Origin of the sequence: Acidovorax radicis N35 (assembly GCF_000204195.1) — a bacterium.
GTDB classification, from domain to species: Bacteria; Pseudomonadota; Gammaproteobacteria; order Burkholderiales; family Burkholderiaceae_C; genus Acidovorax; species Acidovorax radicis.
In genome coordinates this window covers 260,098-285,596 of sequence record NZ_AFBG01000018.1, presented here as the reverse complement: position 1 = coordinate 285,596, position 25,499 = coordinate 260,098, and the positions used below count along the sequence as shown (strand labels likewise).

General features: G+C 64.9%; 26 protein-coding genes. 3 read left to right on the top strand and 23 right to left on the bottom strand.

All coding sequences use genetic code 11. The annotated features are described in order from the left end of the window. Positions 1 to 66: 66 nt before the first annotated feature. Positions 67 to 777, bottom strand: a complete 711-nt coding sequence (locus ARADN35_RS0106935; protein ID WP_010460480.1) for a hypothetical protein — start codon at positions 775 to 777, stop codon at positions 67 to 69. 278 nt (positions 778 to 1,055) lie between these two features. On the opposite strand from ARADN35_RS0106935, the gene ARADN35_RS0106930 reads away from it, so the two are divergent. Both ARADN35_RS0106930 and map read left to right on the top strand, forming a co-directional pair. Next, positions 1,056 to 1,310: a ParD-like family protein gene (locus ARADN35_RS0106930; protein WP_010460477.1), complete on the top strand. Its 255-nt coding sequence runs from the start codon at positions 1,056 to 1,058 to the stop codon at positions 1,308 to 1,310. Further along, positions 1,310 to 2,107, top strand: coding sequence for a type I methionyl aminopeptidase (gene map / locus ARADN35_RS0106925; RefSeq protein WP_010460476.1), 798 nt, complete (start codon positions 1,310 to 1,312; stop codon positions 2,105 to 2,107). The genes ARADN35_RS0106930 and map overlap by 1 nt, the downstream gene beginning before the upstream one ends. Positions 2,108 to 2,201: 94 nt before the next feature. On the opposite strand, the gene ARADN35_RS0106920 is transcribed toward map, so the two are convergent. From ARADN35_RS0106920 to ARADN35_RS0106895, 6 genes are read right to left on the bottom strand one after another with little or no spacing between them, the layout of a single operon-like run. After that, positions 2,202 to 2,939 carry an SDR family NAD(P)-dependent oxidoreductase gene (locus ARADN35_RS0106920; protein ID WP_198928048.1) on the bottom strand — a complete coding sequence of 246 codons (738 nt, stop codon included), beginning with the start codon at positions 2,937 to 2,939 and terminating at the stop codon, positions 2,202 to 2,204. 47 nt (positions 2,940 to 2,986) lie between these two features. Further along, positions 2,987 to 4,537 carry a cryptochrome/photolyase family protein gene (locus ARADN35_RS0106915; RefSeq protein WP_010460472.1) on the bottom strand — a complete coding sequence of 517 codons (1,551 nt, stop codon included), beginning with the start codon at positions 4,535 to 4,537 and terminating at the stop codon, positions 2,987 to 2,989. Further along, the gene (locus tag ARADN35_RS0106910; RefSeq protein ID WP_010460470.1) at positions 4,534 to 5,856 is read right to left on the bottom strand and encodes a DASH family cryptochrome; all 1,323 of its coding nucleotides are present in this window, start codon (positions 5,854 to 5,856) and stop codon (positions 4,534 to 4,536) included. The genes ARADN35_RS0106915 and ARADN35_RS0106910 overlap by 4 nt, the downstream gene beginning before the upstream one ends. Beyond that, positions 5,853 to 6,038 (bottom strand): DUF2256 domain-containing protein, encoded by a 186-nt coding sequence (locus ARADN35_RS0106905; RefSeq protein WP_029413611.1) that lies wholly within the window; start codon positions 6,036 to 6,038, stop codon positions 5,853 to 5,855. Before ARADN35_RS0106905 ends, ARADN35_RS0106910 begins: the two co-directional genes overlap by 4 nt. 45 nt (positions 6,039 to 6,083) lie before the next feature. Beyond that, complete coding sequence (locus ARADN35_RS0106900; RefSeq protein ID WP_010460467.1) at positions 6,084 to 7,085, bottom strand: NAD(P)/FAD-dependent oxidoreductase; 1,002 nt, start codon at positions 7,083 to 7,085, stop codon at positions 6,084 to 6,086. Next, entirely contained in the window at positions 7,082 to 7,648 is a 567-nt protein-coding gene (locus ARADN35_RS0106895) for a lipocalin family protein (RefSeq protein WP_010460466.1), read from the bottom strand. Before ARADN35_RS0106895 ends, ARADN35_RS0106900 begins: the two co-directional genes overlap by 4 nt. Positions 7,649 to 7,759: 111 nt before the next feature. Here ARADN35_RS0106895 and ARADN35_RS0106890 point away from each other — a divergent pair, with 111 nt between their 5' ends. Continuing rightward, a complete protein-coding gene (locus tag ARADN35_RS0106890; RefSeq protein ID WP_010460465.1) occupies positions 7,760 to 8,014 on the top strand; it encodes a glutaredoxin domain-containing protein in 255 nt (84 codons plus the stop codon). Between the two features lie 9 nt (positions 8,015 to 8,023). Here the strand turns inward: ARADN35_RS0106890 and ARADN35_RS0106885 are convergent, their stop codons facing one another. From ARADN35_RS0106885 to ARADN35_RS0106815, 16 genes are all read right to left on the bottom strand, one after another. Beyond that, entirely contained in the window at positions 8,024 to 8,500 is a 477-nt protein-coding gene (locus ARADN35_RS0106885) for a DM13 domain-containing protein (protein WP_010460463.1), read from the bottom strand. 89 nt (positions 8,501 to 8,589) lie between these two features. After that, a complete protein-coding gene (locus ARADN35_RS0106880) occupies positions 8,590 to 9,456 on the bottom strand; it encodes an alpha/beta fold hydrolase (protein WP_029413608.1) in 867 nt (288 codons plus the stop codon). Positions 9,457 to 9,530: 74 nt separating this feature from the next. Then, complete coding sequence (locus tag ARADN35_RS0106875) at positions 9,531 to 10,700, bottom strand: ABC transporter substrate-binding protein (protein ID WP_010460459.1); 1,170 nt, start codon at positions 10,698 to 10,700, stop codon at positions 9,531 to 9,533. 105 nt (positions 10,701 to 10,805) lie between these two features. Further along, positions 10,806 to 12,953 (bottom strand): D-(-)-3-hydroxybutyrate oligomer hydrolase, encoded by a 2,148-nt coding sequence (locus ARADN35_RS0106870; RefSeq protein ID WP_010460457.1) that lies wholly within the window; start codon positions 12,951 to 12,953, stop codon positions 10,806 to 10,808. Positions 12,954 to 13,033: 80 nt separating this feature from the next. Continuing rightward, positions 13,034 to 14,107, bottom strand: coding sequence for a branched-chain amino acid ABC transporter permease (locus ARADN35_RS0106865; RefSeq protein ID WP_010460454.1), 1,074 nt, complete (start codon positions 14,105 to 14,107; stop codon positions 13,034 to 13,036). Positions 14,108 to 14,123: 16 nt separating this feature from the next. Further along, on the bottom strand, positions 14,124 to 15,110 hold the full coding sequence (locus ARADN35_RS0106860) for a branched-chain amino acid ABC transporter permease (protein ID WP_010460452.1): 987 nt from the start codon (positions 15,108 to 15,110) through the stop codon (positions 14,124 to 14,126). After that, the gene (locus ARADN35_RS28675) at positions 15,107 to 15,229 is read right to left on the bottom strand and encodes a hypothetical protein (protein ID WP_258070059.1); all 123 of its coding nucleotides are present in this window, start codon (positions 15,227 to 15,229) and stop codon (positions 15,107 to 15,109) included. Before ARADN35_RS28675 ends, ARADN35_RS0106860 begins: the two co-directional genes overlap by 4 nt. After that, positions 15,226 to 15,969: an ABC transporter ATP-binding protein gene (locus ARADN35_RS0106855; RefSeq protein WP_010460450.1), complete on the bottom strand. Its 744-nt coding sequence runs from the start codon at positions 15,967 to 15,969 to the stop codon at positions 15,226 to 15,228. Before ARADN35_RS0106855 ends, ARADN35_RS28675 begins: the two co-directional genes overlap by 4 nt. After that, positions 15,966 to 16,739, bottom strand: a complete 774-nt coding sequence (locus ARADN35_RS0106850) for an ABC transporter ATP-binding protein (RefSeq protein ID WP_010460447.1) — start codon at positions 16,737 to 16,739, stop codon at positions 15,966 to 15,968. The genes ARADN35_RS0106855 and ARADN35_RS0106850 overlap by 4 nt, the downstream gene beginning before the upstream one ends. Before the next feature lie 91 nt (positions 16,740 to 16,830). Beyond that, a complete protein-coding gene (locus ARADN35_RS0106845) occupies positions 16,831 to 18,303 on the bottom strand; it encodes an extracellular catalytic domain type 2 short-chain-length polyhydroxyalkanoate depolymerase (protein ID WP_010460445.1) in 1,473 nt (490 codons plus the stop codon). A 150-nt stretch (positions 18,304 to 18,453) separates the two neighbouring features. After that, positions 18,454 to 19,647, bottom strand: a complete 1,194-nt coding sequence (locus tag ARADN35_RS0106840; protein ID WP_010460443.1) for a substrate-binding domain-containing protein — start codon at positions 19,645 to 19,647, stop codon at positions 18,454 to 18,456. Positions 19,648 to 19,799: 152 nt separating this feature from the next. Continuing rightward, complete coding sequence (locus ARADN35_RS0106835; RefSeq protein WP_010460441.1) at positions 19,800 to 21,311, bottom strand: sigma-54 interaction domain-containing protein; 1,512 nt, start codon at positions 21,309 to 21,311, stop codon at positions 19,800 to 19,802. A gap of 107 nt (positions 21,312 to 21,418) precedes the next feature. Next, positions 21,419 to 22,123, bottom strand: coding sequence for a DUF2325 domain-containing protein (locus tag ARADN35_RS26000; protein ID WP_010460439.1), 705 nt, complete (start codon positions 22,121 to 22,123; stop codon positions 21,419 to 21,421). A gap of 227 nt (positions 22,124 to 22,350) precedes the next feature. Next, on the bottom strand, positions 22,351 to 23,856 hold the full coding sequence (locus ARADN35_RS0106825; RefSeq protein WP_029413600.1) for a tripartite tricarboxylate transporter permease: 1,506 nt from the start codon (positions 23,854 to 23,856) through the stop codon (positions 22,351 to 22,353). Between the two features lie 12 nt (positions 23,857 to 23,868). Beyond that, positions 23,869 to 24,387: a tripartite tricarboxylate transporter TctB family protein gene (locus ARADN35_RS0106820; RefSeq protein WP_010460435.1), complete on the bottom strand. Its 519-nt coding sequence runs from the start codon at positions 24,385 to 24,387 to the stop codon at positions 23,869 to 23,871. 83 nt (positions 24,388 to 24,470) lie between these two features. After that, positions 24,471 to 25,430 (bottom strand): Bug family tripartite tricarboxylate transporter substrate binding protein, encoded by a 960-nt coding sequence (locus tag ARADN35_RS0106815; protein ID WP_010460433.1) that lies wholly within the window; start codon positions 25,428 to 25,430, stop codon positions 24,471 to 24,473. Positions 25,431 to 25,499 lie beyond the last annotated feature (69 nt).

The window sequence follows — 25,499 nt, the reverse complement described above, 5'->3', positions numbered from 1 at the left end:
GTTGCGGTCACCCAAGCAGGTCACTTGGAAGACTGGTTCGGGCCCATGCCCAGCATTCGAAAACCTTCATGTGAACCAGTCATAAAACACCTCGATCTGGCTTGTAGCGACCAAAGCTTGGAGCGGAAAGACCCGCCAAGGAGTTGCGACCTCCATTTCATGGAGGCGAACTAACAATTGATCTCGTACAGCCGGTTTCACCTCCTGCCGCCAGTTCAGTACCTGGCCCCAGGTTGAACTCCCGTTCAAGTGCAAAGGAAACCGTGCGGACTGAACTGAAGCGCTATAGGCCGTTGGAAAGAGCCGCCTGTATGCCTGCAGGTTGTAGAGCCAGGAAACGCCGCGCACGGTTGTAACGCTGGGCTCAGTGCGCTGAACATGCGAAATCAGATCTTGCAGGTCGGCCCTCCTCGCACTGGAATTCTCAATAGCCAGCGGACTGGAATTGATTCCATCCGGCGCAACAAAGTGGATGCGCAAGGTACCGTATGCATCGGGCGGATCGTAAGAGAAACAGCCGAACGACCGTTTGACTTCGACGTAGGAAAGAGATCGTTGGAACTCGGCACATAAAGCGACTTGCTCGGCATGGTCATCGACCGCGCTTTTTACCCTGTCCAGAAAGAGATCCCACCTACTCGCGCCAGTGTCCCCCCACAGATTCAGCCTGCGTCGCAAGTTGGTACAACGGTCAATGGCGACGTCGAACGGCACTGCTGCTTTCACCGCGTAGCACTTGGCAAATTTCAATTGAAGGGAGAAATAGTCCTCAAGCATGGATATGACGTTAGCACCCTCTTGCCAACTTCCGTTCCTGGCCGACACCAGCTATGGATCTTTGCGGCCAACAGTTCAAAGACACACTATGCAGAAATTGGTGGAATTGGCTGCTATCGCTTGTTGAGAGCCGACCACTCGTCCAAAAACCATAGCACTGTGCATTCCGACTGCATTGGAGGCCTTGGCGGTGGAGATGCCACCCGCTGCATTCCCCACCCCAACGTCGACCATACAAAATATATACAATACGCATACGTTTCATATAGAGATAACCCATGGGAATTGTCAAAATTTCAGACCAGATGCACGAAAACCTGCGCGTGGCCAGCGGCGCACTCAGCCGGTCCATCAACTCCCAGGCAGAGCACTGGATGCGGGTGGGCATGCTGACCGAGATGTATCCCGACCTGGACCACCGCGAAATCTGCCAACTTCTCGTGCGGGCAGAACTGGCAGGCGGGCTGGATGTGGCGCTGGCGGCGACGGCGCAGCTGGACAAAGCGGGCGCACGCCCGGCAGGGAAGCACTGATGGCGCGCAGTGGTGGAGTCCCCATCCGCTCGGCCGAAGAACTGGTCATGGCGCGGCGGGCGGCGCAGCTGGCAGCAGAGGTGCTGGACATGATCGAGCCCCATGTGGTGCCGGGCGTGAGCACCGAAACGCTGGACAGCATCTGCCACGATTTCATCGTAAATGTGCAAGGCGCCACGCCTGCCAACGTGGGGTATCTGGGCTACCCCAAAACGGTGCTGACCTCGGTGAACCATGTGGTGTGCCACGGCATCCCCTCACCCCACCAGGTTCTGAAAAAGGGCGACATCGTCAACATCGACGTGGCCGTGAACAAGGATGGCTGGTTTGGCGACACCAGCCGCATGTTCTGCGTGGGTGCGCCCAGCGTGCTGGCGCGGCGCCTGGTGGAGACGACGTATGAAGCGCTGCGCGCGGGCATTCAGCAAGTGAAACCCGGGGCAAAGCTGGGTGATGTGGGGCACGCCATTGCAGCGGTGGCGCAGCGCGAGCATTTCACCGTGGTGCGTGAATACTGCGGACACGGCATTGGGCAGGTCTATCACGATGAACCGCAGGTGCTGCACTACGGGCGGCGCGGCGAAGGGCTGACGCTGGAGGCGGGGATGATTTTCACCATCGAGCCCATGCTGAACGCTGGCAAGCGCGAGACCAAAGAGCTGGCCGACGGGTGGACGGTGGTGACCAAGGACCGGTCGCTGTCTGCTCAGTGGGAGCACATGGTAGCGGTGACGCCCGATGGCTATGAGGTGCTGACAGCCTGGCCGGGCGGCACAGGGGCCTACCCGCCGATCTGAGATGCGGCCAATGGCACCGTTTTATGCCCAATGGGCCGCTAGCGCCTGCCCTTCAAAGATGATCGGTATCAAAACAATAGCAAAAGCCCTGCAATCACCAGGGCAGTTGCTCGCCGCTGTAGGCATAAAACCCACCGGTGGCCTCGGCGCTGAGGCCATCGAGCACGCGCAGCAAATCCGCTGCGGCCTCTTCAGCAGGCCGCCCAATCTCTGCACCATGGAACGGCGCCGATAGCGCTGAATTGACCGTACCGGGGTGCAGCGCTGCCAGCACGGCCAGCGGGTGGGTGCGGGCCACTTCAATCGACGCCGTTTTGAGCAGCATGTTGAGCGCGGCCTTGGAGGCGCGGTAGCTGTACCAGCCCCCCAGGCGGTTGTCGCCAATGCTGCCGACCTTGGCGGAGAGCACGGCGAGCAGGCCGCGCTCTTGTTTGGGCAGCAGCGGCGCAAAGTGGGCCAGCACCAGCGCAGGGCCAAAGGTGTTGGTGCGGAAGGTAGCCTCCATCTGCGCGTAGTTCATTTGGCCGAGGCGCTTTTCAGGCTGGCCGTGAGGGCCGTGCAGCACACCCGCAGCGTGGATGATGCAGTGCCACGGCCCCTGGGCCTTGAGCTGCCGGGCGGCTGCGGCGATGGTGGATTCGTCGTCCAAATCGACCGCCGGGTGGGTGTGGCGGCCCAGGCCCACGGCCAGGGCGCAGCGTGGGTCTGACTGCAGGTGGGCGAGAAAGGCGCTGCCAATGGCGCCGGTGGAGCCAATAACGAGGGCGCGGTAGCCGTGTGGCAGGGACTGCAGGGAGGTGAACGGCATTGCGGATGGCTGTGCGTGAGACATGGCGCGGTCCTGCAGTGGGAGTGGCGTTGGGTGATGGGTAGGGAGGGCTACAGCGCGTCCAGCCGCGTGCGCAGGCTGGCCGCATGCTCGCGCAGCGCATCGAGCTGCGGGCCCTGCATCTTTTGCAACTGGCGGTACACCATGCCCAGGCGGAAGTTGCTGCCCAGCGTGCCTTCGTTGCGCGCAAAAAAGTCCCAGTACAGCGCGTTGTACGGGCACGCACTCTCGCCCACCTTGAGCTTCTTGTCGTAGTGGCAGCCACCGCAGTAGTCGCTCATGCGGTCGATGTAGGCGGCGCTGCTCACGTAGGGTTTGGTGGCCAGCAGGCCGCCGTCGGCAAACTGGCTCATGCCCACGGTGTTGGGCACTTCCACCCATTCAAAGGCGTCGATGTACACGCCCAGATACCAGCGGTGCACGGCAGCGGGGTCGAGCCCCGCCAGCAGCGCAAAGTTGCCGATGACCATGAGGCGCTGGATGTGGTGAGCGTACGCATGCTCCAGCGACTGGCCCACGGCGTGCTGCATGCAGCGCATGCGGGTCTCGCCCGTCCAGAACCACTCCGGCAGTGGTGTGCTGTGGCCCAGGGCGTTGCGCTCGTCGTAGCCGGGCATGTGGGCCCAGTAGATGCCGCGCACATATTCTCGCCAGCCGAGGATCTGGCGGATGAAGCCCTCCACCGCAGGCAGGGGTGCAGCGCCTGCGTGGTAGGCGGCTTGGACGCGTTGCACCACCTCGTGCGGGCGCAGCATTTTGGTGTTGAGCGCGAAGGACAGCAGGGAGTGAAACAGCCGCGCACTCTGCGTGCTCATGGCGTCTTCGTACGCGCCAAAGTGCGGCAGCGTGGTGGTGATGAAGTGGTCGAGCCAAGCCAACGCCTCGGCCCGGTTCAGCGGCCAGCGCAGCGCATGGGCCTGCGGGTTGCCAAAGCTTTGCACGCCTGCGGCCTGGATGGTGACCCACAGGGCGCTGTGGTCGTGCGTGGGGCGGGCGTCGGGCGGCAGTGCGGGTGTGCCAGGCCAGGGCTTGCGGTTGTCGTGGTCGTAGTTCCATTGGCCGCCTTCGGGCTCGCCAGCCTCGTCGAGCAGCACGCTGTGGCGCTGGCGCATGCGGCGGTAGAAGTGCTCCATGAGCCACTGCTTACGGCCCTTGAACACCTCGGCCATTTCGGTGCGGGTGGTGTAGAAGTGCTCGCTGCTGACAGCCTGCACGGCAAAGGCTTGCTCTGCACCCCAGGTGCGAAGTTGCTCATCCAGCCGCCATTCGTCGGGGTGCTGGTATTGCAGCGTGTGCGCGCCGTAGTGGGCCATCAAGGCGGCCAGGTTGTCAGGCATCGACTGGCGGTTGCTCGCGTCGTCAATCGCCACGTAGCGCACGCGGTGCCCCGCCTCGCGCAGGTGGCGGGCCAGGTCGCGCATGGCTGCAAAGATGGCGAGGATCTTTTGCGCGTGGTGCAGCACATAGTCGGTTTCTTGCCGCACTTCCATCAACACATAGACCACGCCTTCGTCCAGCGTGGCAAACCATGAATGCCCGGGGTTGAGCTGGTCACCCAGCAGCAAGCGCAACGTGGGGGTGCGCGGTTGCGGGGTGCTCATGCCGTGCCCCACATGCGGCGGTAGCTGCCGTCGGCATCGTGCTCTTGCGCCTGCTTGATCGGGTTGAAGCGGCGGCCTCCGCGCGGGTCGGTGCCACGCCCGGCGATGTAGAGCCAGTTGCCCTGGTTGCTGTACACGTCGTAGTCCACCAGTTGTGATTCAAACCACGCAGCGCCTGCACGCCAGTCGCCGTGCAGGTCGTGGATGAGATAGCTGGCAGCCACCTGGCGCAGGCGATTGCTCAGATACCCGGTAGAAGCCAGCTCGCGCATGGCGGCGTCCACCAGCGGCTCGCCCGTACGGCCCTGGCACCAGCGCTCGAACCCCTGCACGTTGTGAGGGGCCACCGGCAGTGCAGAGAGGCCCCGCGCGCGGTACAGCGCCATGCCGTATTGCAGGTGCAGCAACCGAAAGTAATCGCGCCAAAGCAGCTCAAACCAAAGCCAGTAGATGCCGTCGTTGGCACCGTGGTCGCGTTCAAAGGTTTTCAGGTCGGCATGAATTTTTCGGGGCGAGAGCGCGCCCGTGGCCAGCCAGGGTGAGAACTTGCTGGAGTAGTCCAGCCCCGTGAGGCCGTTGCGGGTGGCCTTGTAACTGTGGGCCAACTTGCGGGCCAGGTACTGCACCAGGTGGGCGAGTGCGAGGGTTTCGCTGCCATCACACGCGGGCGTGCCGTAGGGGAAAGAGGAGCGCGGGTCGCGCCCTGCGAGGTTGTCGGTTGCGGCGGCACCCTGCTCTGCCCATGCGGGCATTGCGCCCAAGGCCTCCCACACATCGGATGACACCAGCGGGGGCGGCAACAGGGATACGGGTGGTGGCAACGGTGCGGGGGGCGCGATGTCGGCACGCTCCACAGCCTGGCGAAAGGGGGTGAACACGGCAGGCAGTTCGGCCACAGGCCAGGGCATGTCGGCAGGCTGCAGCAGGCTGCTGTGCCACACGGTGTGCACCTGCAGCCCGGCAGCACGCAGGGCTGCGACCTCGGCCTGCTCGTAGGGGGCGGCAATGTCTTCGCACACCACTGTGGCGGCGCCCACGGCACGCGCCAGCGCAGGCAATGCCGTGGCGGGCGCTGCGTGGCACACCTGCAATGGGTTGCCCAGCGCGGCCATGCGCGCACCCAGGTCACGCAGCGCGGCGGCCACAAAGGCTTGACGGTGTGGGCCAACGCGGGCAAAGCCCCAGGGCGTAACCTCATCCGCCGGGGGCTGGCACACCACGGGCAGCAGGTGGGTGGCACCACCGGTCAACGCGGCTTGCAACGCGGGCTGGTCGTGCAGGCGCAGGTCGTTGCGGAACCAGAAAACGACGGTGCTCATGCAGTCCCCCCTCCTTTCGAGCCGCCGGTTGCGTGGCCCGCGCGCCTGCCTTCGCCGCGGCAGCGCTCGGAGCAGAACTTCACTTCGTCCCACACCTTCTCCCACTTCTTGCGCCAGGTGAAGGGCAGGCCGCAGTGTTGGCAGATTTTCTGCGGCAGGTCGTGCTTCTTGCGCATCCGCATGGCAGTGGCAAACGTGAAGTGAAAGGTAAAACGGTTTCAGTCGGACTACATTTGCGCAGCCAGTGCCCGCCCGCTGAGCCAGGCGCCTTCGACCTTGCCGCCATTCAACCAATCACCACACATCCCCAGGCGCAGCGATGCGTTCCACCAACTGCCCAGCGTGAGCGCAGGTTCGGTGTCCGCATAGCGCCAGCGTTGGGCGATGACGGCCAAGGGTGTGGGGCCACCCAGGGCGGCAAAGGCGGCGAGCAAGGTGGCGGTGACGGACTCGGCGTTGCCCTCGATATGGGCGTCGCTCCATTCGGCGGTGGCGTGGAGCAGCCAGGTTTCTGCGCCGGTGCGGCCGGGCTTGCTACTGTCGCGCGCCACCCAGCGCAACGGGCCAGTGTTGATGAAGGCGCCCTCCCACGGCATGGCCACGGGGGCAGCGTAGCGCAGCATCACGGCCCAGCTGCCACGCATGCGCGCGCTGGCGGCCACGGCAGCGCCAGCGGGCGCTACGGGGGCGAGCAACGGTACGGCCTGCGGGGCGGGCACCGCCAGCATCACAGCGTCGTAACGCTGGTGGAGTGGGCCATGCTCTGCGGAGGTGATGGTCCAGCCGCCCTCGGTGCGGTCCAGCCCCTGCACGGTGGTTTGCCACCGTGCCAGCGCACGGTCACCCAGGCTCTGCACCAGCCACGCGGCGGGCGACGTCATGCGCGGTGTGCCCACAAACCGCTTGAGCGGAGTGTGCGGCGTGGTCCATATGCTGCCGTCAAAACTGGCCAGCCGGGCATTCCACACTGCAGCCACGCCAGCCCGCTGCCAGCGCGCCACCTCCGCACGAAAGGCGGGATCGCGGGCGGTGAAATACTGCGCGCCGTGGTCGCACTGCCAGGCACCGTGCTCGTCTTCAGCGCGGCGGGTGCTCATGCGGCCGGAAGGGCCACGGCTTTTGTCAAACACATGCACGATGTGGCTTGCCTGCAGCAGCGCCTGCGCACACGACAGACCTGCCAGGCCTGCGCCAATGACGGCAATGGTTTGTGGCGCAGGAAGGTTCATGATTTTGGGTCGGTGCGTTCGTGCGTCACCCAGATCAGCGCCTGGGTGTCGATGCCCAGGGCCTGTGCACGGGCGATGAGTTGTTCGCGTACGCCAGGGGGCAGTTGCTTGGTGCGCGACAGGATCCAGCAGTAGCTGCGGTCGGGCCCCACCACCAGCGCCCATTGGTAGTCCGCATCCAGCGCGGCCACGTGGTAGCCGCCGTAGAACGGGCCAAAGAACGACACCTTGAGCGAGGCGATGTTGGCATCGCCCGTGAACTTCGCCTTGCCTTCCGCCTGGCGCCAGTCATTCTTGCCGGTGTCAAAGCCCCGGTTGAGCACGCGCACGCTGCCGTCCCCCCGGCGCTGGTAGGTGGCGCTCACATCCGTCATGCCGCGTTCAAACGGATGGTCGAGCCGGGCGACTTCATACCAGCGGCCCTGGTAGCGGGCCACATCAAACGGGGTGACGGGCGTGATGCCCTCGGGCGGGCGGGTGGACGAGCAGCCACCCAAGGCGAGCAAAAACACGGCCAGCCCCAACCAGGCGCAGCGGCGGAAGCAGGATAGAAAGAAAGGCATAAATTACCAATTGGTCACAAAACAAACCAATCGGTATTCTGCCACCACGAGCGTTGTTGTGTCGAAAGCCCGGCGCGGGCGCCTGCCATGGGCCACCCGTAAACTCTGCCCATGACTTTTCAAATCACCGTTTACTCCAAATCCGCCTGCCCCCAATGCGATTCGGCCAAAAAGCTGCTGCAGTCGCGTTCGCTGCCTTTTGAAGAAATCAAGATCGACGATGAGGCCGAGCGCCTGGCCTTTTATGCCAAGTGCGGGCCCTCAGTGCGGCAGATGCCGCAGATCTTTATCAATGACCAGCGCGTAGGGGGCCTGGCCGGGTTGCAGGCAGCGTTGGCGCAAATCGCTCCGCAGACCCCGACTTAACGGCCAGAACTACCGGTACTGCGCGGCAGTGATGAACTCGCTGAAAGTCTCACACCACACGATCACGGTGTTGAACCTGGCCGGGTCTACGCCCTGCGGCACCGGGACGATGAAGTTGTTGAACGTTTTCACATCCCCCACGCGCAACATCTGCGGCTTGAGGCGCTTGAAGTCGGCCTCGGTTTCCACGAATTCAGGCGACAGGTAGAGCTTGTAGTCCGGCCCCGGGGCCAGCTTGCCCAGCAGACTGATGGCTTGCGGGCCGACAGACACAGCGCCCTCGCCCCAGTGCAAGGCATCGCTGTCTTTGAGGTCACGGCGGAAGGTGGCGGTCCATCGGGCGGCGGGCAGGCGGGATTGGATTTCCTGCTGCGTGGGAGCATCCGGCGCGATCAGGATCGGCAGCGCATACACGCCCAGCGCAAACCCAAGACCCAAGGTGGGCAGGTGCGAGGCGGTGAGCAGAAGGGGCTTCAGGGGTTTCATGACAGCGGACTCAAAGGCGTTTCGCCAATGTACCCCCAGCCCGGCTACCTTTAGCTCCCGGGGATACCCCCGCAACGCCCCGCCCCGCGTCAACCCGCGTCGGCCAGAAACCCGTCTACCAGCGCGTAGTGCTCCGGCACATTGAGCGCGGGGGCATGGCCGCAGCCGGGCACCTCCACCACCTGCGCCCGGCCCCGCGCACCGGGGCCACGGGTCAACATCTCGGCAGTGGTTTCGCGCAGCACCAGGTCCGAGTCGGCACCGCGCAGGCAGAGCACAGGGATGTCGAGCGCGTCGTAGTGGTCCCAGATCAGGTAGTCGTTGGCGTGGTGCGTGAACTGCTGCACCATGGCCGGGTCGTAGTGCGGCGTCACCCGGCCATCGGGCAGGCGGCGGGTCGAGGTCTCGGTCAGGCGGCGCCACTGCGCATCGCTGAGCCAGCCGTAGGGCTGGTACACCTGCCGGAAGAACGCCTCCAGCTCTTGCACCGTGTCAAACGATGGCGGGTGGCCCGCATAGGCCTTGATGCGTTCGAGCGCGGCATCCGCCAGGCGGGGCGCGTTGTCGTTGAGCAGCAGGCTGGTGATGCGACCCTTGAGCTGTGGCTCGAACAGGCCCGAGGCGCACACGGTGCCGATGGCGCCGCCCATGGATGTGCCCACCCAGTGCGCCTGCTCGATACCCAGCTGGTCAAACAGGCCGGCCGCAATGCGCGCGTAGAACGACAGCTGGTATTCGTCCTGCGGCGCACGCGCCCACTGGCTCAGGCCCCGGCCGATGGTGTCGGGGCAGATCACGCGGTAACGAGGCGCCAGGTGGGCTGCCAGCTCATCCATGTCGCGCCCGGTGCGCGCCAGGCCGTGCCAAGCCACCACCACGGGGGCATCGCGCGCCCCCCACTCCATGTAGTGGATTTCATAGCCGGCGCAAGTGGTATAGCGCGATAACGGAGTCATGGTGGACAACCTTGTGAGTCAGTAGAGGGATGCCAGTTGCTGATCAAACAACCTGCGGACTGGGAGCGAAGCATTCATTTCATGAGGCGGCCGTTGCTGCCGATGACCGTCACTTCAACGTAGCGTGAGCCGATGCGATTGGTGGGCGAATAGCCGAGCGTGATGCCACCCAGGTCATAGCTTTGCATTGACTCCAGCGCCTTGACGATCTTGGTGCGCGTGGGCAAGGGCCCGGCACGGCGCAGGGCCTCGACCAGCACCTTGGCGCCCAAGAACTGCTCGAAGCTGGTGTAATTGACCTCTGCCTCGGGCGCGTATTTCTTGAGCAGCGACTGGTATTCACGCACCACGGGCAGCTGCGGCCGGTAGGGGTAAGGCACCACCTGGCTGATACCGAGGCCGTGTGCATTCTTGAGGCCCGCGAGCTTGACCAACTCGGTCGGGTCCACCACCGAGATGTTGTAGAGCTGCGCGCCCCCACCCTGCTCGCGGTAGCGCTGGATGAATGCGGCGGCGGGCTTGTTCACGGCGATCATGATGACGGCGTGCACATCGGCCGCCTTGATGGCCTTGACGGCATCATCCACCTTGTCGGTGTTGCGCTCGTACCCCGCAGCCACCACCAGTTTGAGATTGCGCTTGGCCAGCGCTGCCTCCACGCCCGCCAGGCCCGCCTTTCCGAATCCGTCATCCTGGTACATCACGGCCACGCGGTTCATGCCCAGGGTGGTGAGCTGCTGCACCATGTGCTCGGTTTCGTCCACATAACCTGCGCGCACATGAAAGATCCAGGGGTTGAACGGGTTGCGCAGCGACTCACCCCCGGTGTAGGGCGCCACCAGCGCGGCGCCGCCCTGCTCCAGCACGCCATCGGCCAGCAGCTGGGTGATGTTGGCCGTGCCCGCAAAGCCATACAGCGCCACCACCTCGGGTTTGGCCAGCATTTCACGGGTCAGCTTCACGGTGTCGGCCACCTTGTAGGCGTCGTCCACCACCGCCTGGCGGATGGAGGCGCCGTGCACGCCGCCCTGGGCGTTGACCCAGTCGAAGTAGATCTTGCCGCCCAGCACCATCTGCGCGCCGGTGCTGGCCAGCACACCCGATAGCGGGGCCACTTGCCCCACCACAATCTCTGCCGCGCGTGCCGGCGCACCGCCACTGGCTCCGAGCACCAGCAACAGCCCAACGGGCACTGCCAGCGCCGCCGCCATACGGCGAGCCCAGGTCTTCATCACAGCATTCATACATCCATCCTTGGTGTCAGAAACACACGGCCCCGGCGCCGCGCGCGCTTGCAACGGGCGCGCAGCACGGGCGTGATCCCTACTCTTGCAGCCCTGCGGCCTGCGTCAGTCGGGGATGGAGATGGCGCCCGCCGTGATGGCAATCGCATTGGCTGCGGCAGGCACGGTGGCCAGCGGCGGCACGTTGGCCGCAGTGATGGCTGGCGCACTGCCGGGCGTGCCGCCACGGGGCACGGTGCGCACCACCTGGCTGGCGGGCAGGGCCTTGCCGTTGGCCAGGTGCTCGTACACGGCATCCAGCGCATGGTTCAGGTACACGTGCAGCGGCACATACCGCGTGTCGTAGCCCGGCAGCACGGTGGGCAGACCGATGAAACCGTCAAAGTGCTGGGCGTTGGCCACTTCCACATAGCTGAGCCTGCTGGCAGCCCCCTCGACCTTCCTGTTCAGCGCGGCATAGGGGCGCGAAGTGTGGCTCACGGGCAGCAGCGCATCGGCACGGCCGTGCACGATGACAGTGGGCTTGCCCCGCAGGTTGCCGTTGCGGCGCGTTTCATCCACGCCGGCCTGAAGCTTCTTGGCGGCCGCATCGGTGCCGGTCACCAGGTTGCGCAGGCACAGCGCGCCCGCCGTATTCCAGTCGGCCACGCCCGCGTCCGAGAACGACAGGAAGTCACGCGCCGGGCCCAGCTTGCCCAGGTTGTTCACGAGGTTGATGCCACCGGAAGGCGGTACACCGTTGCCGGTGGCAAACATGCCCGGCAACGCTGCGGCCGCCAGGGGCGCCACCGCGCCTGTGGTCGCCGTGGCCGCGTAGCTGAAGCCGCACAGGTGGTCCTTCACGCTGCTGCGCGACAGGCTGTTGGCAAAAGTCACCGCCACGGCCGGGGCCACTTCGAATGCCGCCAGCGAGGCATGCAGGTCATTCGACTCGGGCTCCCAGCCATAGGCGCGCAGCTTTTGCAGCGCCTCTTCGGCCTGCGCTGCGGTGGTGGATGCCGAGAGCAGCCCCGCCGTCTTGAGCGCCGCGCAGCGGTTGGGGGCGATGGGCAGCGCGGCGCTGGCAAACCCTGCCGCGAACGCTGCGGCAAAGGGACTGGTGCTGACTGACGGCGCCAGCGACGCACAGGCCTGGTACAGGTTGGCGTAGGTGGTGAAGTCCACCAGCGTCTTGCCCGTGACGGCCACCTCGGTGCTGCCACGGCGCACGGTGACGCCGGGGTTGGCGGGCAGTTCCAGCGCGGGCTCGGACACGGCCACGCCGCTGATCAGGCCCTGCGTGTCTTGCTCTGCGGCAGCAATGGCGGCGCCCCCGCCGTTCGAGATGCTGGACGCGATGACGATGGTGTTGCCGGGCGTGAGTGTCTTCAGGCGCTGGCCCGCTGCGTTGGTGTTGCCGTAGCGCTGATTGAGCACGTAGTAGCCGAACTCCACGGCCTGCAGCGTGGTGGTGCCCCAGTCCTTCTCGGAGTTCTGGCCCGAGTGGGCGTGCTTGAAGGCAAAGCGGTTGGGCGTGGCGGTGTTGAAGGCCGCCAGTTCCGTGGATGTGAGGCCTGCGTTGAACGCCGCACTCTTGCCCGCAGTAGCGGCCGTGGCGCGGGTGCCGTCGATGAGTGGCACGGTGTCGTTTTGCAGGTCGTGCGGCGCGCCGCCTGTGCCCTTGTCCGAGTAAGCCACGGCGCAGCCCCGCTTGAGGCCCCACTCGCCCGTGGAGATACCGCCGTACACCCCGCGCGAACCCGAGGTCGTGGCCGTGATCATGCAGGGCTTGGCCGGGTTGAAGCTGGTGGGCACCTGCACCATGAGCGTAACGTTCTTGCGGCCCGTGCCGTCGTCGGCAAACGCGATGTATTCCGTGCCCGCCACCTTGCCCTCACCCGCCGTGGCCTTGCCCTGCGCATCCACATTGGGGCCGTACAGCAGGCCATATCCGCCCGCGGCCGTCATGTCGAGCATGGCCCGGTAGTTGGTGTGGATGGCCAGGCGGCGCAGCTCGGCGGCGGTGGGCTTGAGCGGGTCGGCAGAGGCGGGCGGCACTGCAGCGGCCAGTCCCGTGGCGCCCAGGCCCGCGGTGAGCAGGTCATTGGTGCTGCCGTCGTAGGTGGCCTCGCTGACCGTGCCGAGGTAGGCGGGTTTGGTGTTGAGCGCGGCGCTGTCGCCGTCGCTGCTGCCCCCACAGGCGACCAAAACAGCGGCGGCCACGGCAGCGGGAACGAACGGACGCACCCGCGCCTTCATCATGCTCATCTTCATGTGCTTGTCTCCTGGTATTTCTTGTTTGCTTTTCGCGCAGCTCCATCCCACCAACGACCGCCCAGGCGGCGTTGGCTTTCTCACGCCGCCTTGCGCGCAGCTGCCGCGCGCAGGCGCCCCACCACACCGGTGGGGAAGTAATAGACCGACAAAACGAACAGCACGCCCAGCCACAGCAGCCAGCGGTCGGGCGATAGCAAGGCAGACACCCAGGGCAGCCCCGATGTGGCCTCGTGGCCCAGGCGCAGCAGATCCTGCAGATAGCTCTGCGCCACCAGGAAGAGCACGGCCCCGATGGCCGAGCCGTAGATGGTGCCCATGCCGCCAATCACCACGATGAGCAGGCAGTCCATCATGATTTCGAAGCTGAGCGAGGTGTCGGGCCCGTTGTAGCGCAGCCAGAGCGCGAGCATCGCGCCTGCCATGGTGGCAAACAGCGCCGACAACACGCTGGAGGTGGTGCGGTACACCACCACGCGGTAGCCAATGGCCTCGGCGCGGAACTCGTTCTCACGGATGGCCTGCAACACGCGGCCGAACGGTGAATTGACGATGCGCAGCAGCGCCAGCACCAGCGCCACGGCAGTGACGAACAGCAGGTAGTAGCAGATCAGGCGGCCATCGATAGCGACGCCCAGGAAAGGATCATCGAAGGGCTCGAAACTGGGCGACAGGATCTCGGGCACCTTGAAGGTCAGGCCGTCTTCGCCGCCAGTGATGTCCGACAACTGCGAGGCCAGCGTCTGGAACGCCGCGGCCACGGCCAGCGTGATCATGGCGAAGAAGATGGCGCGCACGCGCAGTGAGAACAAGCCCACCGCCAGCGACAGCAGCAGCGACAGCAGCAACGCGCCGCCAATGCCCACGCCCAGCGCCGTCCAGGTGGGCCCCATGCGTGTGGTGGCCACCGCGATGCCGTAGGCCCCGATGCCGAAGAACATGGTGTGCGCAAAGCTCACGATGCCGGTGTAGCCCAAGAGCAAATCGAAGCTGGCGACCAGCACCACGAAGATCAGCACCTTGGCGGCCACGGACAGCGCCTTGACGCCCGGGAACAGGAAGGGTGCAAACGCCAGCCCGATGAGGATGGCCACGAGGATCACCGCCAGTACCTTGCTGCGCGGGTAGTCGCCAGAGAAAAGTCGGTTCAGCATATCAGTCGGCTCCTCTTCAGCGGTTGGCCACGGGATAGACACCCTGCGGGCGCCACAGCAGGATGGCCACCATCAGCGCGATGTTGGAAAACAGCGCCACCTTGGGCACCAGAAAGCCGGTGTAGTTGGCCATCAGCCCCACCAGCAGCGCGCCGATGAGGGCGCCGCCCGTGGACCCGAGGCCGCCGATGATGATCACGATGAAGATCAGCACGTTGACCTGCGCGCCCATCTGCGGGATCACGTTCTGCTGGTACAGGCCCCACATCACCCCGCCCAGACCCGCCAGGGCCGAGCCCACGACGAACACGCCGATGAACAGGCGGCGGATGCGGTAACCCAGGCTCTCGACCATTTCGCGGTCTTGTACGCCGGCGCGGATCAGCAGGCCCACCTTGGTGCGCGACAGCGTCCAGGCCAGCACGGCGAACACCAGCAGGCCCACGGCCACGGCCACCAGACGGTACTTCTCGATGGCGGCGTCGCCCACGAGCAGCGAGCCTCGCATGCCTTCGGGCAATGGCAGCGGGATCTGCGCAGGGCCCCAGATGACCTTGATCAGCTCTTCGCCGATGATCATGCCGCCCATGGTGATGAGGATCTGCTTCAAGTGCTGGCCGTACACGGGCCGCACGATGAAGCGCTCAAACGCCAGGCCCACCGCCCCTGCGACGGCCATGGCCACCAGCATGGCCGGCAGCACCGCCACCAGGTTGCGCCACAGCTGGTCGGAGCCCGTCCAGTCGCCCATGGTGCCCAGCACGCTGGTGGCCACGAAGGCGCCGAGCGCGATGAACACGCCATGGCCAAAGTTGAGCACGTCCATCAAGCCGAACACCAGCGTGAGGCCCGAGGCGATGATGAAGATGATCATGCCCATGGCCAGCCCCGCCACCGTGAGCGTGAGCCAGGTGCTGGGCGAGCCGATGAAGGGCAGCACCAGCAGCGCGAGCGCTGGCACCAGGGCCAGGGGCTTCCAGTCGAAGTCGCGGGTGATGCTCATGCCCGGTCTCCTTGCGCGGCAAGCAGCATGCGCGAAAATGCTATATTTTTAATAGCTATCAGCGCTTTATCATCAAGCGCCAGTGGCCAAAAAAGCTTGAAATTTGGTGTGAAATTCATAGTGCCAACCCCAGCAGCGACCGCTGCAGTGCCTCGTCTTGCGCCAGCGCGGCCATGCTGCCCGCATGCACCACCTTGCCGTTGTCCATCACGGCCACGGTGTCGCCGAGCCGCTTGGCGAAATTGATGTTCTGCTCGACGAGCAGGATGGTCACGCCGCTCTTCTTGAGCTGGTCGAACGCATCGATCATGTTGTTGATGATGGCGGGGGCCAGGCCCTTGCTGGGCTCGTCCACGATGAGCAGGTCGCGCGGCTCGACGATGGCGCGGCTCACGGCCACCATCTGCTTTTGACCGCCGCTGAGCTTGCCGGCCGGGTGGTTCCAGAATTTCTCCACGGCCGGGAAGAGCTTGAAGATCCATTCGAGCCGTGCCGTGTCCATCTGCGCGGCGTTCTTGGCGCTGCGCGCGGCCAGCAGCATGTTTTCCTTCACGGTGAGGTCCGCGAAGATGCCCATGTTCTCGGGCACGTAGGCGATGTTCATGCCCGCGATCTGCGGGGTGTTCAGCGCCGTGATGTCCTTGCCCGCAAAGTGGACCGAGCCCTGCGACGCATGCCACAGGCCCATGATGGTGCGCAGCGTGGTGGTCTTGCCCGCGCCGTTGCGGCCCAGCAGCATGGTGAGCTGGCCCTTGGGCACCGCCAAATCCACACCGTGCAGGATGTGGTACGCGCCGATGTGGGTGTGCACGCCCTTGAGTTCGAGCAGGTTGCCCGTGTTGTTCGTGGTGGTGGTCATGCAGCCGCCTCCTTCGTCACGCCAAGATAGGCTTCCTGCACCACGGGCGATGCAATCACTTCTGCCGGCTGGCCATCGGCCACCAGCGTGCCGTTGGTCAGCACGATGATGCGGTCGGCCAGCTCGCGCACCACGTCCATCTTGTGCTCCACCAGCAGGATGATCTTGGTCTTGTCCTTCTTGAGTTCGCGGATCAGGTTCAGGATCACGGGGGCCTCGTCGTGGCTCATGCCGGCCGTGGGCTCGTCGAACATGTAGACCTGCGGCTCCAGCGCCATGAGCAGCGCCACTTCGAGCTTGCGCTGGTCGCCATGCGGCAGGCTGGCCACGGGCGTGTCCTGGCGGTCGAGCATGGCCACGGCCTGCAGGATGGCGCGGGCGCGGTCGGTCAGGTCGCGGTGGTCGCTCCAGATGCTCCACAGGTTCAGGCCCCGGCGGTGCTTGCCCTCTTGCGTGGCCTGCACGGCCAGGCGCACGTTCTCCAGCACGCTGAGGTTGGGAAACAGGTTGGTAAGCTGAAACGCCCGGCCCAGGCCCGCATGCGTGCGCGCCGAGACCGACTGGCCCGTGAGGTCCTGCCCGCCCAGGGTGACACTGCCCGCGCTGGCGCGCAGCTGCCCGGAGATGAGGTTGAAGTACGTGGTCTTGCCCGCGCCATTGGGGCCCACGATGGCGGTCAGCGTGCCGGGCTCGAAAGAGCAGGTCACGGCGTTGACCGCCACGTGGCCGCCGAAGCGGATGGTCAAGTCCTTGGTGGCCAAGGTGCTCATGGGTGGTGTTTCACTTTCACGGTCGTCTTCATTCGTTGGTGTCGGGCGCCCTGTCCTGAAATGGACAGAGCGCGCGGCGTTCAGCGCATTGTCAAGGGCACGTGCCGATGACGTAGTAGTTCGGGCTCGTCTGTTTCAGCGTGTTGTTCACGAAGATGTTCCACAGCCCCATGCTCTGGTTGGAGCCCAGCGCAAAGGTGTAGCCGCCATACACATAGGCACGGCCGGCCACGGTGTGGGCGTAGTTGCTGGCGGTGGTGCAGGTGCCTCCGCCGCCCTGGGCTACCAACGTGGTGCCCGATGCGGCGGCGGATGCAGCGCCCTCTGCTCCGCTGGCATCGGCGGCACGCACGGTCCAGCTGTAGGTGGTGGAAGCGGCCAGGCCGGTGTCGCTGTAGTTCGTTGCGGTCACGGGCAGCGCGTTGACCTTGTTGGCATTGCGGTACACGTTGTAGCTGGCAGCGCCCGAGACGGCATTCCAGGCAATCGCCATGCTGCTGGCCGTGGCGCCCGAGGTGCTCACGCCCGTGGGGGCAGGCAGGTCCACCGGCGGGTTGGTGGTGCCGCCGCTGGAAACGCGGTCCACCATGGCCTTGATGGCGACCATCTGCGGACCGGACTTCTTGGCGTAGTTGGCGTTGTCGTAGCCCCACCAGTCAAAGCAGCTGTTGGTGGCCGCGGTGCTGGTCTGCGGGTACAGCATCACGATGCTGTTGGTGTCGGCCCAGCGGTTGTAGCCGGTGTTGCGCACGTACTGCTGCTGCACATCGCTGATGTTCTGCTTGCAGCCATGCAGCACCACGTGCAGCTTGCAGGTGGCACTGCCGCCCGCCTGGCAGGCCTGCGGCACATAGGCCCAGCCCGTGGTTGCCATGCCGTGGTTGGAGATGAATTCGCTCTGGTTGAACTCGATGAAGTTGCCGGTGGGCAACGCCGCGTTGTTGCGTGCATTGAGCGGGCCGTACAGGTGCTGCAGCATGGCACCCGCCAGGTCGAAGTTGCAGTTGCTGATGTAGGGCGCTGCCTTGGTGGTGCAACCGTTGCCGTAGTCGTCGGTGACCATGGCGTGCTCGGCAGCGATGTCCTTCTTGTAGACCACGTTGGCGGCCGGTACAAAGCTGCTGTAGTAGGTGCGCAGGGCATCCATCACGCCGGTCTTGACCGCACTGTCGAGCGTGCCCGAGAACAGGTAGACCTTCGAGTTCTGCAGGTTGGCCACGGGGTCGATGGCGCCCTGGCTGGCCCAGGTGTTGGTGGTGCTGACCAACGTGCTGGTGGGAATGCCCGCCGGGCTGGCCATGCAGCGCCCCGTGGCATTGACGACTGAGCCCTCGGCGCAATAAAACGGCCCGCCCGCAACCACGCCCACCCCTTTGGCAAACGTGGCCGAATACGCCACGTGCAGCTGCACGGCCATGAAGCCGCCTGCGGACAGGCCCGACACGGTGGTCTGGGTCTTGTCGATCTTGAGCGCGGGAAGGTTGACGGCGGCATATGCACCGCCCGTAGCGCACAGCGTGATGGCAGCTCCTGCTGCGGCCGCCCGGATGAAATTGAAAGCCATGTTGTCTTGTCTCCAAATAATTTTGAGAAAAACCGACCCAGCCCCCCGTGTAATCCGGGAGTTCATGCATCAATTCACTGGAAAAAAAGGGGCGGCCGCCCCCGCGGGATGAGCCCCCAGGGGCAGCGCCCCGGGGCCACGCAAATCCGCTTATCGCTTGTTGCGAATCGGCACTTGCATCTCTTCGGGCTTGATCTCGCGCACCAGCTCGGGCACGCCCCAGGCGAAGGCCGGGTCCACCTTGATCTTGAAGTGGTACATGCTCTGCATGGCCTGGTGGTCTTCCTTGCGGAAGGTCATCTTGCCCTTGGGGGTATCAAAACTCATGCCTTCCATGGTCTTGATGAGCTTGTTGGTATTGGTGTCGCCACCGGTGGCCTTGAGGGCAGTGACCAGCGCCATGGCGGAGCTGAAACCACCGGCGGTGAAGAAGTCCGGCGGGGTCTTGAACTCCTTGTAGTGCGCGGCCACCAGGGCTTCGTTCACGGGGTTCTTGGGGATGCCGAAGTAGTAGTACGTGGCGCCTTCCATGCCCGGGAAGTTCTTGTACGCAGCCATGGCGGGCAGGATGTTTCCGCCCGTGGCGATCTCGATGTTGTAGCGCTTCAGATCCATGTCGGCGATCTTGAAGGGGTTGCCCGCGCCGGCCCAGATGATGAAGATGACCTTACGGCCGGGCACGTCCTTGAGCTTGTCGATCAGGCGCTGCGCACCGGCGGTGAAGTCGGTGGTGGTGGTGGGCAGGTACTCTTCGTGGGCGAGCTTGGCGTTCTTGAGTGCGTCCTTGAAGGCCTTCACGCCGTCGCGGCCAAAGGCGTAGTCCTGCGCCAGCGTGGCCACCGTGACGCCAGCCTTGTCGATGGCCACGGCGTTGGAGATGGCGTCCTGGCTGCTGTTGCGGCCGGTGCGGAAGATGTACTTGTTCCACTTGTCGCCGGTGATGGCATCGGCCACGGCGGGCTCCACCAGCAGGATCTTCTTGTATTCCTCGGCCACGGGCAGCAGCGCCAGGGCCACGCCCGACGACGTGGGGCCCACCGCGATGTCGGCCTTGTCATCGGAGTAGGCCGATGCCAGCAGGCTCTTGCCCAGGTCTGGCTTGCCCTGGTCGTCCTTCTCGATCACCACGAGCTTCTTGCCATTGACGGTCATGCTGCCGCCGGTGGCGTAGTTCAGGCCCATCAGCAGGCCGGTCTGGGTCTGCTTGCCGTAGGCCTCCAGCGGGCCGGTCTTGCTGTAGACGTGGGCGATGCGGATTTCGCCGGTCTGGGCGAATGCGGGGGCGGAAAGCGTGGCGGCGGTAACGGCTGCAGTGGCGAGGGCGACCAGGGTGCGACGGTGCATGGCGATGTCTCCTTGTTGTGATGCCTGAACATTGCACAGTTCATGCCAACACGCAAGCTGTTGATTTTTATGAAACTTCTTCTGACACCTGTGCGACACAGTCTGATTTATGGACAAATAAATTGTCTATAAATCAGACATATGCCCAATATTTATTCAGGGTTTTCCAGACGTCCATAAAGCGTGGCCCGCGAGATGCCCAGCTGGCGTGCCGTGGCGAGCTTGTTGCCGCCATGGGCTTTGAGGGTCGCGGCGATGGCACGCCGCTCCAACTCGGCCACCTGTTCGGACAGCGGCCGCAGGTAGCGGCTTTCATCCTCGGCATCGCCCATCGGGGCGGCGTCCTGCACAGGGGCGGGTGCGGCAGGCTCCACGCCGGCTTCACGCAGCACGCGCTCCAGCTGCGCCGCGTCGATGGACGGGGAGTCGCTGCGCATCACGGCCTGCTCCAGCACATTGCGCAGCTCGCGGATGTTGCCGCGCCAGGGCTGGCCCGCCAGCAACGCCATGGCGTCGGGCAGCAGCTCGGGCGGGGCCGTGCCGTTGCGCAGGGCCAGGTCTTCACCCAGCGCCTCGACCAGCGCCGGGATGTCGGTGCGGCGCGCCCGCAGCGGTGGCACACGCACAGGCAGCACGTGCAGGCGGTAGAACAAATCCTCGCGGAACTTGCCTTCGCGCACCAGCGTCGCCAAGTCGCGCGAGGTGGCCGCCAGGATGCGCACGTTGAAGGGCACCAGCTTGTTGGAGCCCAGCGGCTCGATCTCGCCCTCCTGCAAGGCCCGCAATAGCTTGGCTTGCAAGCTTTGCGGCATGTCGCCGATTTCGTCGAGGAAGAGCGTGCCACCGTCGGCCAGCTTGAACTTGCCGTCGCGGCCCTTGCGGTCGGCGCCGGTGTAGGCGCCGGGGGCTACGCCGAAGAACTCGGCTTCGAGCAGCGTGTCGGGCACGGCGGCAATGTTGACACTCACAAACGGGCCGCTCGCGCGGCTGGATGCCGCGTGGATGGCATGGGCCAGCAGTTCCTTGCCCGTGCCCGTCTCGCCGAGCAGCAGTACTGGGCTGCTGGACTGCGCCGCGCGCCGCGCCTGGCGCTTGACCTCGGCCGCTGCAGGGCTCGATCCGATAAAGCTGGCAAAGGTGTATTTGGCGCGCCGCTCGCCGTCGCCCGCCACGGCCAGCGAGCGGCTGCGCTGGCTGGCCAGCTCGCGCCGCGCGTCGTCCAGGTCGCGCTGCAGCAGCGCAAACTTGCTGATCAGTGGCTGCAGTGTGGTCTCGGGGTGGTCAAACAGCACAATGCCAATGGCGCCGATCACGCGGTCGGCATCGTCGCGCAGCGGGATGCGGCTGACCACAAAGGTGCCGGCCTTGTTGGTGAGCAGGTCGATCAGCACGGGCTGGCCGGTCTCCAGCACACGGCGCATCTGGGTGTTGGGGATGACCTCCTCCACCGTGCGCCCGACAAACTGATCGACCGACGAGAAACCCAGGTCAGGCAGAAAGCGCTGATAGCCCTCGTTCACCCACACGATGCGGCCGCTGCGGTCCACCAGGAACATGCCCTGGCTGACGCTGGAGAACAGCTGGAACATGGAGCGCGCCGCCAGTTCAAGAATGCCCTGGGCATCCAGCGGCAGTGCGGGGGCGTCATCGGTGAGCAAGGGCATCTGCGGATGGTAGCGCGGCGGGGTCTGGCCAAGTGCAGTCACACCGCAGACAACATGCAGCTCGATTGCTACTATTTTTATAGCTGTTAGCGCAAATCCATAAAGCGCTAGCGGCTTTTTTTATCCAAAATCATGACGCCATCGGCCACCGGCGCACTGCCCACGGGACACTGCGCGCGCGTCATGCGCAGAATCACCATGGGCTGGATGGCGGCCAGCACCTCGGCCTCGCGCACGGCCAGGGGTTGGTCCACCAGGATGCAGGGCTTGCCTGTGCGGCGGCAGTGGTCTTGCACGCGCCAGTACTCGTCGTGGCTGATGCAACCGGTCTGGCAGATGACCAAATCGGCAGCGGCCAGGTTGGCATCGAGCGAGCCGTCCCGCAGCCCTGTGGAGGCGGTGCGGTCCACCGCCCAGCGCTGAGACGGGTGGTTGGCAACACCTCCGGCCCTCGTGGGGTGGCCCCGTGGGGGCTCCGCAGCCTGGGCCGGCGCCACCTCCGCCTGGGCTGCCAGCCGCCAGCGCAGGCATTCGCGCGACAGGCCCGCAATGCGGTCGACGAGCACGCTGATGTGGCGGGCCATCGCCCGGCGGCGTGGCAGGCTGGGGTGCGCGACCTTGATCTGCGCCAGTTCGTCCTGCGCCAGGGCAAGGCGCGTGTCCCGCACGATCACCTCGGCACGCAGTCGCACCACCTGGGTTTGAAGGGCCACAATCTGCGCCGCCTGAGCAGACACCGTGGCGCTGCAGCGCTTTTGCGCATCGCCCAATTGGCGGCACAGCGCCAGAAACTCCTGCGGAAGTGATTGCATGCGCCACCTTTGCAAATAAGAATTATTCTCATTTTATGGTACGATTCGCGGCTTGTGAGCACGCAAGTCACCTTGGTGGGGAGGACACCGGAGGCATGAAGCCTCCGGTGTCTGGCTTGCGCAAACGCTAAGAAATCGCCCCTCCCGACGGCTACCCAAAAAACAAAAAACCGCGCCATTGCAGCGCGGTTTTTTGTGGGTGGAGGACGCGCACTGCGCGCGTCCGGTCAGGTCTGCGCCAACGCCAGCTTGCGCGCCGCCCAGCGCCGCAGCAGGCGCGGCAGGATGAGCACGGCCAGCACGATGATGATCAGTGTCAGCGAGCCTGGACGTTCCAGGAAGATGGTCCACTTGCCTTCACCAATCGACACCGCATTGCGCATCTGCGCCTCGGCCAAGGGGCCCAGGATCATGCCCACCACCACTGGTGCGGCCGGGAAGTCAAAGCGGCGCATCACCACACCCAAGAGGCCAATCGCATACAGCAGTACCAGGTCGAACGCGCTCTGGCGCATGCCATACACGCCCAGCGTGGAGAACACCAGAATGCCCGCGTACAGGTACGACTTGGGAATGTTCAGCAGCTTCACCCACAGGCCCACCAGAGGCAGGTTCAGGATGAGCAGCATCACGTTGCCGATGTACATCGACGCGATCAGCGCCCACACCAGCGCACCGTTGGTGTCAAACAGCTGCGGCCCGGGCTGGATGCCGTAGTTCTGGAACGCCCCCAGCAAAATGGCCGTGGTGTTCGACGTGGGGATGCCCAGCGTGAGCAGCGGGATCAGCGTGGCCGTGATGGCCGCGTTGTTGGCGGCCTCGGGGCCAGCCACGCCTTCGATGGCGCCGGTGGTGCCGAACTCTTCCTTGTTCTTGCTGAGCTTCTTTTCAGCCGCGTAGCTCAGGAAGGTGGGGATCTCGCTGCCGCCTGCAGGGATGGTGCCGAACGGAAAGCCGATGAACGTGGCACGCAGCCAGGCCGGCCACGATCGCTTCCACTCTTCCTTGGTCATGTGTGTGCTCGTCAGGCGGTTCTGCGTCTCGTCGGACTTGCCTTCGTACATCACGTTGTACAAGGCTTCGCCCACCGCAAACAGGCCCACGGCGATCAACACCACCTCGATGCCATCCATCAGCTCGGGCACGCCGCCGGTGTAGCGCGCCTGGCCCGAGATCTGGTCGATACCGATAAGGCCCATTGCCAGCCCCACGAACAGGGCGACCATGCCACGCAGCGTGCTCTTGCCCAGCACCGCGCTCACGGTGGTGAAGGCCAGCACCATGAGCATGAAGTACTCGGGCGGGCCCAGGCGCACGGCGTATTCAGCCACCAATGGGGCAAAAAACGTGACCAGCACCGTGGCAATGGTGCCCGCAACAAACGAGCCAATCGCGGCCGTGGCCAGCGCTGCGCCGGCGCGGCCGTTCTTGGCCATCTTGTTGCCCTCCATGGCAGTCACCATGGACCCGGCCTCACCGGGTGTGTTGAGCAGGATGGAGGTGGTGGAGCCGCCGTACATGGCTCCGTAGTAGATGCCGGCAAAGAAGATCATGGAGGCCGTGGCCTCGACCTTGACGGTGATGGGCAGCAGCATGGCCACGGCCACAGCGGGCCCGATGCCGGGCAGCACGCCCACGGCGGTGCCAATCATGCAGCCCACGAAGGCCCACATCAGGTTGATGGGGGTCGCAGCGGTTGCAAAACCCTGCATCAAGAGATTCAACGTTTCCATAGCGTGCAGGCTTTACAGCCACCCCGTGTTGGTCAGGCCGGGCAGGTTGATGGCCAGCAATTGCGTAAACATCCAGTACACCGGGGCGGCCACGGCCACACCGATGAAAGAATCCTTGATCCAGGCCTGCAGGCGCAGGTCCAGTTCGCCTTCGGAACTCCGGAAGCCCCGCACCGACAGCACAAAGCACAGCGCGCAGCTCAGGATAAAGCCCAGCGTCGTGATGAGCAGGGCATTGAGCAGCAGCCCGGCCGACACCCAGATGAAGCCCTTCCAGTGGGCGTGCTCGTCGCCCGATCCTTCTTCCAGCTCACGAAACCCCCCGGTCAGGGCATGCACCACGCAGAGCACACCGCAGATCAGCAAGGCAATGCTGACCATCCAGGGGAAGAAATTGGGGCCTACACCGCCATAGCCAGCTTCAGAGCTGACCGAGCTGGCGCCCCAAGCCAGGCACAGCGCAAGCACCACCAGCCCCGCCCCTATCAGGGTCTGCAAGGGCTTGGAGCGCGACGAATGTTGTTGTGTCATGTTTTTTTCCTTCGCACCAACCACTGCTGCGGCAGCGCCACCACCCACCCCCACAGGGTTGAAGGCGACTGGCGCGCCTTGCTTCAGATCATTCCGGACTTGGCCATCGTGGCGCGCATGCTGGCGAACTCGGCATCCACGAAGTTGGCAAACTCGTCACCGGCCATCCAGGCGGGTGTCCAGCCGTTCTTCTCCATGGCATCTTGCCAGGCCTTGTGCTTGAAGGTCTTCGCCAGCGCGTCGATCAGCGCCTTGCGCTGCTCGGCCGTGATGCCGGGCGCGCCATACACACCGCGCCAGTTGCCGATTTCGACGTTGATGCCCTGCTCCTTGAGCGTGGCCACGTTTACGCCCTTCAGGCGCGAACCCGAGGTGACGCCCACGGCGCGCATCTTGCCCGCAGAGATGTACTCGGCAAACTCGCTGTAGCCGCTGCCGCCCACGGTGACGTTGCCACCCAGGATGGCGGCGGTGGCCTCACCACCCCCACGGAAAGCCACGTAGTTGATCTTGGAAGGGTCCACGCCCACTTCGCGCGCGATCATCGCGGCTGCGATGTGCTCGGTGGAGCCACGCGAACCACCGCCCCACTTCACGCTGCCAGGGTCTTTCTTGAGCTGGTCCACCACATCCTTCATGGACTTGAACGGCGAATTGGCGGGCAGCACGAACACGTTGTATTCGCTGGTCAAACGTGCCAGTGGCGTGACCTTGTCCAGGCCCACCGGCGGCTTGCCGGTGATGATGCCACCCAGCATCACGGCGCCCATCACCATCATGGCGTTCGGGTCGCCCTTGCTGGCGTTGACGAACTGGGCCAGGCCGATCGCACCCGCAGCGCCACCCTTGTTGTCATAGGACACCGACGATGCGGCGCCTGCATCCTGCATGGCTTTGCCCAAGGCACGGCCCGTGGAATCCCAGCCACCGCCGGGGTTGGCGGGGATCATCATCTTGAGGGTCGGTGCGCTCTGGGCCGAAACGGGCAGCACGCCTGCAGCGGCCATGGCTGCCAGCGATTTGAGGAAGATATCGCGACGCATGGAGTCTCCTTGTAAGGTTTGCGAACCGCTCGATGATGCGCGCCCTGCCTGTCAAACGGCTGTCCGTGG

Excerpts from the sequence above, each read along its gene's own strand:
- ARADN35_RS0106860 (WP_010460452.1), bottom strand. The coding sequence starts at position 15,110 with ATGAGCATCACCCGCGACTTCGACTGGAAGCCCCTGGCCCTGGTGCCA.
- ARADN35_RS26000 (WP_010460439.1), bottom strand. The coding sequence starts at position 22,123 with ATGCAATCACTTCCGCAGGAGTTTCTGGCGCTGTGCCGCCAATTGGGC.
- ARADN35_RS0106870 (WP_010460457.1), bottom strand. The coding sequence starts at position 12,953 with ATGAAGATGAGCATGATGAAGGCGCGGGTGCGTCCGTTCGTTCCCGCT.
- ARADN35_RS0106910 (WP_010460470.1), bottom strand. The coding sequence starts at position 5,856 with ATGAGCACCGTCGTTTTCTGGTTCCGCAACGACCTGCGCCTGCACGAC.
- ARADN35_RS0106930 (WP_010460477.1), top strand. The coding sequence starts at position 1,056 with ATGGGAATTGTCAAAATTTCAGACCAGATGCACGAAAACCTGCGCGTG.
- ARADN35_RS0106900 (WP_010460467.1), bottom strand. The coding sequence starts at position 7,085 with ATGAACCTTCCTGCGCCACAAACCATTGCCGTCATTGGCGCAGGCCTG.
- ARADN35_RS0106845 (WP_010460445.1), bottom strand. The coding sequence starts at position 18,303 with ATGGCTTTCAATTTCATCCGGGCGGCCGCAGCAGGAGCTGCCATCACG.
- ARADN35_RS0106855 (WP_010460450.1), bottom strand. The coding sequence starts at position 15,969 with ATGACCACCACCACGAACAACACGGGCAACCTGCTCGAACTCAAGGGC.
- ARADN35_RS0106890 (WP_010460465.1), top strand. The coding sequence starts at position 7,760 with ATGACTTTTCAAATCACCGTTTACTCCAAATCCGCCTGCCCCCAATGC.
- ARADN35_RS0106885 (WP_010460463.1), bottom strand. The coding sequence starts at position 8,500 with ATGAAACCCCTGAAGCCCCTTCTGCTCACCGCCTCGCACCTGCCCACC.
- ARADN35_RS0106835 (WP_010460441.1), bottom strand. The coding sequence starts at position 21,311 with ATGCCCTTGCTCACCGATGACGCCCCCGCACTGCCGCTGGATGCCCAG.
- ARADN35_RS0106825 (WP_029413600.1), bottom strand. The coding sequence starts at position 23,856 with ATGGAAACGTTGAATCTCTTGATGCAGGGTTTTGCAACCGCTGCGACC.
- ARADN35_RS0106865 (WP_010460454.1), bottom strand. The coding sequence starts at position 14,107 with ATGCTGAACCGACTTTTCTCTGGCGACTACCCGCGCAGCAAGGTACTG.
- ARADN35_RS0106840 (WP_010460443.1), bottom strand. The coding sequence starts at position 19,647 with ATGCACCGTCGCACCCTGGTCGCCCTCGCCACTGCAGCCGTTACCGCC.
- map (WP_010460476.1), top strand. The coding sequence starts at position 1,310 with ATGGCGCGCAGTGGTGGAGTCCCCATCCGCTCGGCCGAAGAACTGGTC.
- ARADN35_RS0106915 (WP_010460472.1), bottom strand. The coding sequence starts at position 4,537 with ATGAGCACCCCGCAACCGCGCACCCCCACGTTGCGCTTGCTGCTGGGT.
- ARADN35_RS0106920 (WP_198928048.1), bottom strand. The coding sequence starts at position 2,939 with ATGTCTCACGCACAGCCATCCGCAATGCCGTTCACCTCCCTGCAGTCC.
- ARADN35_RS0106905 (WP_029413611.1), bottom strand. The coding sequence starts at position 6,038 with ATGCGGATGCGCAAGAAGCACGACCTGCCGCAGAAAATCTGCCAACAC.
- ARADN35_RS0106880 (WP_029413608.1), bottom strand. The coding sequence starts at position 9,456 with ATGACTCCGTTATCGCGCTATACCACTTGCGCCGGCTATGAAATCCAC.
- ARADN35_RS0106895 (WP_010460466.1), bottom strand. The coding sequence starts at position 7,648 with ATGCCTTTCTTTCTATCCTGCTTCCGCCGCTGCGCCTGGTTGGGGCTG.
- ARADN35_RS0106820 (WP_010460435.1), bottom strand. The coding sequence starts at position 24,387 with ATGACACAACAACATTCGTCGCGCTCCAAGCCCTTGCAGACCCTGATA.
- ARADN35_RS0106850 (WP_010460447.1), bottom strand. The coding sequence starts at position 16,739 with ATGAGCACCTTGGCCACCAAGGACTTGACCATCCGCTTCGGCGGCCAC.
- ARADN35_RS0106875 (WP_010460459.1), bottom strand. The coding sequence starts at position 10,700 with ATGAATGCTGTGATGAAGACCTGGGCTCGCCGTATGGCGGCGGCGCTG.
- ARADN35_RS28675 (WP_258070059.1), bottom strand. The coding sequence starts at position 15,229 with ATGAATTTCACACCAAATTTCAAGCTTTTTTGGCCACTGGCGCTTGAT.
- ARADN35_RS0106815 (WP_010460433.1), bottom strand. The coding sequence starts at position 25,430 with ATGCGTCGCGATATCTTCCTCAAATCGCTGGCAGCCATGGCCGCTGCA.
- ARADN35_RS0106935 (WP_010460480.1), bottom strand. The coding sequence starts at position 777 with ATGCTTGAGGACTATTTCTCCCTTCAATTGAAATTTGCCAAGTGCTAC.